Source organism: Streptomyces sp. NPDC058195, assembly GCF_042883525.1.
In the GTDB taxonomy this organism is placed as follows: Bacteria; Actinomycetota; Actinomycetes; order Streptomycetales; family Streptomycetaceae; genus Streptomyces.
Genome location: NZ_JBHVVM010000035.1, coordinates 69,580 through 77,171, shown reverse-complemented (window position 1 = coordinate 77,171; position 7,592 = coordinate 69,580). Strand labels below are relative to the sequence as shown.

The window sequence follows — 7,592 nt, the reverse complement described above, 5'->3', positions numbered from 1 at the left end:
CCGGCAACCCTTCGGCTGCCGGGGGCCCGCCCCGTTCCCTCTCGCTGTCGCCGCGCGGTCAGGCCGCCCGGCCGTCCCCCTCGGAGGGGCGGCGGTGGCGGCCGTGCGGCTGTGCCGACGCGTCGTCCCTCGACTCACCCCCTCGGTGCTTTCCGTAGCCGCCGGCTTCGGCCCGCTCCACGTCCGAGGGACGCGGCTGGGTCGTGTCGGTTCGGGCTTCAGACATGTGGGAAGTCACCCCGTTGTTGTGATCGCTTGCGTGTGGTCACCTGGGCCGATCACGCCACACCGCGACCCGGCACGGCCGCCTGGACGGCCGCCGGGTACGGCTGCGCAGGGCCTTGTGCTCGGACCGGCCCGAGCCCAGATCCTAACCGGGCAACGCGCGCCCCGTCAGTGGCGCCTGACCCAGCGGAACCGGCTTGCACACGGGCAGGGGCGCCGTCGCGGCGGAGCCCTCCGTACCGCTTGTTCCGCGGGGCGGGACGGGCGCCGGGCCGTCGTCCGCCGGGGCCCGCAGCAGCGCCACCCCGCAGGCCGTGTCCCCGTCGGCGTACGGCAGCCGCAGCACGCCGTCCCGGGTCCACACCCCGCGGCCGGCCTGCCAGCCGCCGGGGGCGGCGAAGCCGTGGAGCCGACGCCCCGCGGGACGCCACACCCCGATCCAGGCGCCCGACGCCCCGTCGACCCGCAGCGCCACCGCGCAGCTCTCCGGCGTCAGCATCTGGCCCGGCTGCACGGCGAACGGCGTCACCGCCGCGTCGGGCAGCCGCAGGCACTCCGGGAAGCGCACCGGCAGACAGCTGCCGAGCACCCCCCAGCCGAGCCGGCCGTGACCCGGCGCGTCCGAGCGGATCAGCAGCAGCCCGCTGTCCGGATCGGCCAGCAGCAGCCGGTCGTTGCTCTCCGGCGCGATCTGGAGCAGCGGCGTCACCTCGCCGCCCCGCTCCAGATCCACCGCGACCGCCTTGACCGGGCCGCCGCCCGGCATCTCCCGGTCCAGGGCCAGCATCCGGCCCGTCCGGTCCAGCCAGACGCCACCGGAGCACCGGCCCGGCACCCGGGCGACCTGCTCCGGACCGAAGGCGCCGCCCGCCACCCGCCACACGGTCGTGCTGTACGCGCCGGCCGACAGGGCGTACGCGCACGTCCCGTCCGGCGTCGGCGGCAGCAGGCCCAGCTCCGCGCAGGCGACGGTGCCGAGCGGCAGTTCGCCCGTACCGGGACCGGTCGGGTAGAGCAGCGACACCGCGTGCCGGTCCGCGACCCTGCGCCGGATCAGCACCCGGCCGTCGGCCAGCGGCAGCACCTCGGAGTCCGGCTCCTCCGGCTGGTCGAGGGGGAGCGGCACGGCGTAGGGCTCGGGCCCGTCCAGCGTCCAGCGCTCCACGAACCAGGCCCCGTCGCCCGCGGCACTTCCCCCGCCCGCACCGCCCGGGGCGTCCGCACCGGCCCCGCCGGACGCTTCCGCCCGGTCCGCGAGCGCCAGCCGGGCCGCGTACGAGCCGTCCGCGGCGATCGTGAACGCGGGTGCGTACGGCCGGTCCACCGCGTCCGGGTTCGCCGACGCCCCGTTCTCGGTGACACAGAGAGTCATCGAAAGGTCACCTCCGGCGACCGAAGGTAGTTATCGCACTTCCAGCCGAACAACGCGAGACGCGCCACTTCACACATAAGGGTGGCAATGCCGGTATTCACCTGAGGTGGAGGGGGTGGTTGTGCTCCACCCGATACGAGTCAGTAAGGTTAGGCACTCCTAAGCGCTATCTGTGTGATCTTCGACTGGAGCACGTGATGTCCCTTCGTCGCCGCGGCACCGCCGCAGTCGGCCTGGCGGTGGCCGCCGCCCTCACCCTCTCGGCCTGCGGCAGCGACGACGGCGGCTCGGGCGGCTCGGCCAAGTCCGACGGCGGCGACAAGAAGGCGGCCGTCGCCACCGGCGGCAAGGACTTCGGCGACGCCGCGAAGAAGACGGCGGAGTACGGGACGGACGCCAAGGCCGGTCAGTTCCCCCGCACCCTCACCCACGCCATGGGCAAGACGGAGATCAAGGCCGCGCCCAAGCGCGTCGTGGTGCTGGACGTCGGCGAGTTCGACAACGTGGTCTCGCTGGGCGTGAAGCCGGTCGGCTACGCCCCCTCCGAGGGGGACGCGGCGATCCCCTCGTACCTGAAGGAGGACGCGGGCAGCCCGAAGAACATCGGCACGATCAACAACCTCAACCTTGAGGCGATCGCCGGCCTGAAGCCCGACCTGATCCTCGGCAGCCAGCTGCGCGCCGCCGACAAGTACGACGCGCTCTCCAAGATCGCGCCGACCGTGTTCTCCATCCGTCCGGGCTTCACCTGGAAGGAGAACTACCTCCTCAACGCCGCCGCGCTCGACAAGACCGACAAGGCGAAGAGCGAGCTCGCGGACTACCAGGCCAAGGCCGAGAAGCTCGGCGAGGACATCGGCGCGGACAAGCCGACCGTCTCCATGGTCCGCTACATGCCCGACCGCATCCGCCTCTACGCCAAGGCGTCCTTCATCGGCACCATTCTTGAGGACGTCGGCCTGCCCCGGCCGAAGAACCAGCAGATCGACGACCTCGCCGCCGAGGTCAGCCCGGAGAAGATCGACGAGGCCGACGCCGACTGGATCTTCACCGGCGTCTACGGCGACGTGAAGGCCACCAAGCGCGACACCACCCAGGCCAACCCGCTGTGGAAGAACCTGAAGGCCGTCAAGGAGGGCCGGGCCAAGGACGTTCCCGACGAGACCTGGTACCTCGGTCTCGGCGTCACGGCCGCGGACCTGGTCCTCGACGACCTCCGCGGCGACCTCGTGAAGTAGCCGGCCCCATGAAGCGGCCGGCCCCATGAAGCGGCCGGCCTCGTGCGGGCCGGTCCCGCGAGGTGGCCGACTTCGTGAAGTAACGGATCCCGAACAGGCTGTGGCCGGTCCGCGCGGACCGGCCACAGCCATGGGCGGCCGGGCACGGCGGGCAGGTAGCCTTCTGCCTGTGCCCCGTCTGTCTGATGTCCTCGCCGAGCTCGACGCTCTCTGGCCGCCCGAGCGGGCCGAAAGCTGGGACGCGGTCGGTACGGTCTGCGGAGACCCCGACACGGTCGTCGACCGCGTACTCCTCGCCGTCGACCCCGTCCACGCGATCGCCGAGGAAGCGCTCTCGCTCGGCGCCCAGCTGATCGTCACCCACCACCCGCTCTATCTGCGGGGTACGACGACGGTCGCCGCCGACACCTTCAAGGGCCGGGTCGTGCACACCCTCATCAAGCACGACATCGCCCTGCACGTCGCCCACACCAACGCCGACAGTGCCGACCCCGGCGTCTCCGACGCCCTGGCCGGCGCGCTCGACCTGCGCGTCGAGGGCCCGCTCGTACCGGACCCCACCGACCCGAAGGGCCGCCGCGGCCTCGGGCGGATCTGTGTGCTCGACCACCCCGAGACGCTGGGCGAGTTCGCCGCCCGCGCCGCCGCCCGGCTGCCCGCCACCGCGCAGGGCATCCGGCTCGCCGGGGATCCCTCGGCGACCGTGCGCCGGGTCGCCGTCAGCGGCGGCTCCGGCGACAGCCTCTTCGACGCGGTGCGCGCGGCGGGCGTCGACGCCTTCCTCACCGCGGACCTGCGCCACCACCCGGCCTCCGAAGCCGTCCAGCACTCCCCGCTCGGCCTGGTCGACGCCGCCCACTGGGCCACCGAATGGCCCTGGTGCGAACAGGCCGCGGCGCAGCTCGACGCGATCTCCGACCGCCACGGATGGGACCTGAGGGTCCATGTCTCGAAGCAGGTCACCGACCCCTGGACCACCACCCACCACTCTTCTGGAGCCCCCAACTGAACGCCGCGCCCGCCGACCAGATCCGACTCCTCGACGTCCAGGCCCTCGACGTACGCCTGTCGCAGCTCGCCCACCGCCGCACGTCCCTGCCCGAGCACGCCGAACTCGACGCGCTCACCAGCGACCTCGCGCAGCTGCGCGACCTGCTGGTCGCCTCGCAGACCGAGGAGAGCGACACCGCCCGCGAACAGACCAAGGCGGAGCAGGACGTCGACCAGGTGCGCCAGCGCGCCGCCCGCGACCAGCAGCGCCTCGACTCCGGCGCCGTCACCTCGCCGAAGGACCTGGAGAGCCTCCAGCGCGAGATCACCTCGCTGGCCAAGCGTCAGGGCGACCTGGAGGACGTCGTCCTTGAGGTGATGGAGCGCCGCGAGTCCGCCCAGGAGCGCGTCACCGAGCTGTCCGACCGGATGTCCGCCGTCCAGGCCAAGGCCGACGCCGTGACCGCCCGCCGCGACGCCGCCACCAAGGAACTCGACGACGAGGCCGCCTCCGTCACCAAGGAGCGCGAGGTCGTCGCCGCCTCCGTACCCGCGGACCTGCTGAAGCTGTACGACAAGCTCCGCGGGCAGCAGGGCGGGGTGGGCGCCGCCCGCCTCTACCAGCGCCGCTGCGAGGGCTGCCGCCTGGAGCTGAACATCACCGAGATCAACGAGGTCAAGGCGGCCGCCCCGGACACCGTCGTGCGCTGCGAGAACTGCCGCCGCATCCTGGTCCGTACGGCGGAGTCGGGACTGTAATGGACCGGCCGCGCCCGTTCGTCATCGAGGCCGACGGCGGTTCCCGGGGCAACCCGGGCCCCGCCGGTTACGGAGCCGTCGTCATCGACCCGGCGACGGGGGAGACCCTGGCCGAGGCCGCCGAGTACATCGGCGTCGCGACGAACAACGTCGCCGAGTACCGGGGCCTTGTCGCGGGCCTGGAAGCGGTGAAGGCGCTGGTGCCGGACGCCTCGGCGGACGGCGCGGTCCAGGTGCGGGTCCGGATGGACTCCAAGCTGGTCGTGGAGCAGATGTCAGGGCGCTGGAAGATCAAGCACCCCGACATGAAGCCGCTCGCGGCACGGGCCGCCGCGATCCTGCCGCGCTCCGCCGTCACCTACGAGTGGATCCCGCGCGAGAAGAACAAGCACGCCGACCGGCTCGCCAACGAGGCGATGGACGCGGGCAAGCGCGGCGAGCAGTGGAGCCCGTCCGCCTCGACGGCCGCCCTCCGCGCTCCGGGGGCCGGTGGCCCGCCGCCGTCCGGTCCGCCCGGCGACGCGGCGGCGGGCGCGGCGAAGGCCCGCGCGGCACTGGCCTCCCGGAAACAGGCCCCGGCGGCCTCCACCGCTCCCCAGGTCGGCTGGGGTGCGGCGCCCGACCTCGGCGCGCCCGCCACGTTCGTGCTGCTCCGGCACGGCGAGACGGCCCTCACCCCCGAGAAGCGGTTCTCCGGGAGCGGCGGCAGCGATCCCGCGCTCTCCGCGACCGGCCGCGAACAGGCCGAGCGGATCGCCGGGGCACTGGCTGCCCGGGGCACCGTCGAGGCGGTCGTCAGCTCCCCGCTGCTCCGCTGCCGCGAGACCGCGGCGGCGGTCGCGGCCCGGCTCGGCCTGGAGGTCCTGGTCGAGGACGGTCTGCGCGAGACGGACTTCGGCGCGTGGGAGGGCCTGACGTTCGGCGAGGTGCGCGAGCGGTACGGCCCCGATCTGGACGCCTGGCTCGCCTCCGCGAAGGCCGCCCCCACCGGCGGCGGCGAGAGCTTCGCCGAGGTCGCCCGCCGGGTGGCCGCCACCCGCGACCGCCTCACCGCCCGCTACGCGGGCCGCACGGTCCTCCTGGTCACCCATGTCACCCCGATCAAGACCCTGGTCCGGCTGGCGCTCGGCGCCCCGCCGGAAGCCATGTTCCGCATGGAGCTCTCGGCGGCCTCGGTCTCGGCGGTGGCGTACTACGCGGACGGCAACGCGTCGGTCCGGCTGGTCAACGACACCTCGCACCTGCGCTAGGGCCTCTCGTTTGGATCATGCCGGGCTCGCGGGGGCCGGCACGCACATCTGCCGCGTTGTCGTCAGTCACCGACGCTCCGCGTCGGCTCCTTCCTCCGCCTTGCAGCTGCACGCACCAGCCCCCGCTCCCTGATCCAGCCTGATCCAAACGAAAGACCCTAGGCACCGGAGCGACGGCCCGGGGCGGCGGGGAGCGGCGGGTTCAGGCCCGCAGCCCCGCCGCCTCGCGCGCCAGCCGCTCCACCCGCGCCCAGTCCTTCGCCGCGACCGCGTCCGCCGGAACCATCCAGCTCCCGCCCACGCAACCGACGTTGGGCAGCGCCAGATAGGACGGCGCGGAGGCGGCCGAGATGCCGCCGGTCGGGCAGAACCGGGCCCGCGGCAGCGGCGAGGCCAGCGACTTCAGGTACGCCGTGCCACCCGCTGCCTCGGCCGGGAAGAACTTCATGTCCGTGACGCCGTGCTCCAGCAGCGCGACCACCTCGGACGTCGTCGAGACGCCCGGCAGGAAGGGCAGCCCCGTTCCCCGCATCGCGTCCAGCAGCCGGTCCGTCCAGCCCGGACTGACCAGGAACCGCGCCCCCGCCGCCCGGGTGTCGGCGACCTGGCCCACGGAGATCACCGTGCCCGCCCCGACCACCGCGTCCGGCACCTCCGACGCGATCGCCCCGATCGCGTCCAGGGCCGCGGGGGTCCGCAACGTCACCTCGATGGCCGGGAGTCCGCCCGCGACCAGGGACCGGGCGAGCGGCACCGCGTCGGCGGCATCCTCCAGGACGACGACGGGCACGACAGGGGCGAGGTCCAGCACAGAGGAGGTCATGGCCTCATCCTGCCGCGAGAACAGCGCGGTGCGCAACGACCGTTGCGCAGACTGCAACGCGTGGGCGGCGGGAGCATCCCCGCTCAGTGGACCTCCGTCACCACGACATCGATCGCCCACGTCCGCCCGGCCCGTGCCGGAGCCTCGGCCTCCACCACGTACCCGAGCCCGCGGAGGGTCTCCACCAGCTCCGCGGGCCGCCGCGGGCGCGCGCCGGAGACCAGCAGATCGCGGACCAGCCGCCCCTTCGTCGCCTTGTTGAAGTGGCTGACCACGGACCGCTTCTCGACCCCGTCCACCCACTGGGACTGGAGCACCCGCACGCTCGCCGTGCGCTCCGCCAGCTCGCCCTTCGGCTTCCAGGCCGCGGCGTACGCGGAGGACCGCAGGTCCAGGACCAGCCCGTCCCCGGCCGCCTCCGGCATCACCCGCTCCATCGGCTCACGCCAGTACGCCCCGAGCGCGCCCAGCCCCGGCAGCCTCACGCCCATCGAGCAGCGGTACGAAGGAATCCGGTCACCCACCCGTACCGCGCCCCACAGCCCGGAGAAGACCAGCAGCGACCTTCCGGCCCGCCGCTTGGCCGCCGCGTCCAGGGAGGACAGGTCCAGCGCGTCGTACAGCACCCCCGTGTAGACCTCCCCGGCCGGACGGGTGCCGGCCGTGCGCAGCTCCGCGTTCTTCGCGACCTCGCCGCGCAGCCCCTCGCTCAGCCCGAGCACCTCGCGGGCCTTTCGCTCGTCCGCCGCGCACAGCTCGACCAGCTCGCCCAGGACCGCCGCCCGCGCCTCGGCCAGGCCCGGCAGCGACAGCGAATCCGGCTTCAGGGGCGCCCCCCGCCCCGAGGCGGCCTTGCCTTCGGAGGGCGGCAACAGCACGAGCACGGTGGTTCTCCTTCGTACGCACAGGACAGGGCGGGACCGGGCCCCGCGCCA

General features: G+C 73.8%; 8 protein-coding genes. 4 read left to right on the top strand and 4 right to left on the bottom strand.

Features of this window, described 5'->3' with window-relative positions:
• Nucleotides 1-58 precede the first annotated feature (58 nt).
• Together ACFVWY_RS31435 and ACFVWY_RS31430 are read right to left on the bottom strand one after the other, a co-directional pair.
• Nucleotides 59-226, bottom strand: coding sequence for a hypothetical protein (locus ACFVWY_RS31435; protein ID WP_389878300.1), 168 nt, complete (start codon nucleotides 224-226; stop codon nucleotides 59-61).
• A gap of 144 nt (nucleotides 227-370) precedes the next feature.
• Nucleotides 371-1,597: a hypothetical protein gene (locus ACFVWY_RS31430; protein ID WP_389878299.1), complete on the bottom strand. Its 1,227-nt coding sequence runs from the start codon at nucleotides 1,595-1,597 to the stop codon at nucleotides 371-373.
• Between the two features lie 197 nt (nucleotides 1,598-1,794).
• Here ACFVWY_RS31430 and ACFVWY_RS31425 point away from each other — a divergent pair, with 197 nt between their 5' ends.
• From ACFVWY_RS31425 to ACFVWY_RS31410, 4 genes are all read left to right on the top strand, one after another.
• Nucleotides 1,795-2,835 (top strand): ABC transporter substrate-binding protein, encoded by a 1,041-nt coding sequence (locus ACFVWY_RS31425; RefSeq protein ID WP_389878298.1) that lies wholly within the window; start codon nucleotides 1,795-1,797, stop codon nucleotides 2,833-2,835.
• A gap of 169 nt (nucleotides 2,836-3,004) precedes the next feature.
• Nucleotides 3,005-3,844, top strand: a complete 840-nt coding sequence (locus ACFVWY_RS31420; RefSeq protein WP_389878297.1) for a Nif3-like dinuclear metal center hexameric protein — start codon at nucleotides 3,005-3,007, stop codon at nucleotides 3,842-3,844.
• Complete coding sequence (locus tag ACFVWY_RS31415) at nucleotides 3,841-4,584, top strand: zinc ribbon domain-containing protein (RefSeq protein WP_389878302.1); 744 nt, start codon at nucleotides 3,841-3,843, stop codon at nucleotides 4,582-4,584. Before ACFVWY_RS31420 ends, ACFVWY_RS31415 begins: the two co-directional genes overlap by 4 nt.
• A complete protein-coding gene (locus tag ACFVWY_RS31410; RefSeq protein ID WP_389878296.1) occupies nucleotides 4,584-5,834 on the top strand; it encodes a bifunctional RNase H/acid phosphatase in 1,251 nt (416 codons plus the stop codon). Before ACFVWY_RS31415 ends, ACFVWY_RS31410 begins: the two co-directional genes overlap by 1 nt.
• Nucleotides 5,835-6,036: 202 nt before the next feature.
• Here ACFVWY_RS31410 and eda read toward each other — a convergent pair whose 3' ends face one another.
• Nucleotides 6,037-6,657 (bottom strand): bifunctional 4-hydroxy-2-oxoglutarate aldolase/2-dehydro-3-deoxy-phosphogluconate aldolase, encoded by a 621-nt coding sequence (gene eda, locus ACFVWY_RS31405; RefSeq protein WP_389878295.1) that lies wholly within the window; start codon nucleotides 6,655-6,657, stop codon nucleotides 6,037-6,039.
• 83 nt (nucleotides 6,658-6,740) lie between these two features.
• On the bottom strand, nucleotides 6,741-7,541 hold the full coding sequence (yaaA, locus tag ACFVWY_RS31400; RefSeq protein WP_389878294.1) for a peroxide stress protein YaaA: 801 nt from the start codon (nucleotides 7,539-7,541) through the stop codon (nucleotides 6,741-6,743).
• Nucleotides 7,542-7,592 lie beyond the last annotated feature (51 nt).

Coding starts and splice junctions, on each gene's coding strand:
- ACFVWY_RS31430 (WP_389878299.1), bottom strand. CDS start 1,597: ATGACTCTCTGTGTCACCGAGAACGGGGCGTCGGCGAACCCGGACGCG.
- ACFVWY_RS31435 (WP_389878300.1), bottom strand. CDS start 226: ATGTCTGAAGCCCGAACCGACACGACCCAGCCGCGTCCCTCGGACGTG.
- eda (WP_389878295.1), bottom strand. CDS start 6,657: ATGACCTCCTCTGTGCTGGACCTCGCCCCTGTCGTGCCCGTCGTCGTC.
- ACFVWY_RS31425 (WP_389878298.1), top strand. CDS start 1,795: ATGTCCCTTCGTCGCCGCGGCACCGCCGCAGTCGGCCTGGCGGTGGCC.
- ACFVWY_RS31410 (WP_389878296.1), top strand. CDS start 4,584: ATGGACCGGCCGCGCCCGTTCGTCATCGAGGCCGACGGCGGTTCCCGG.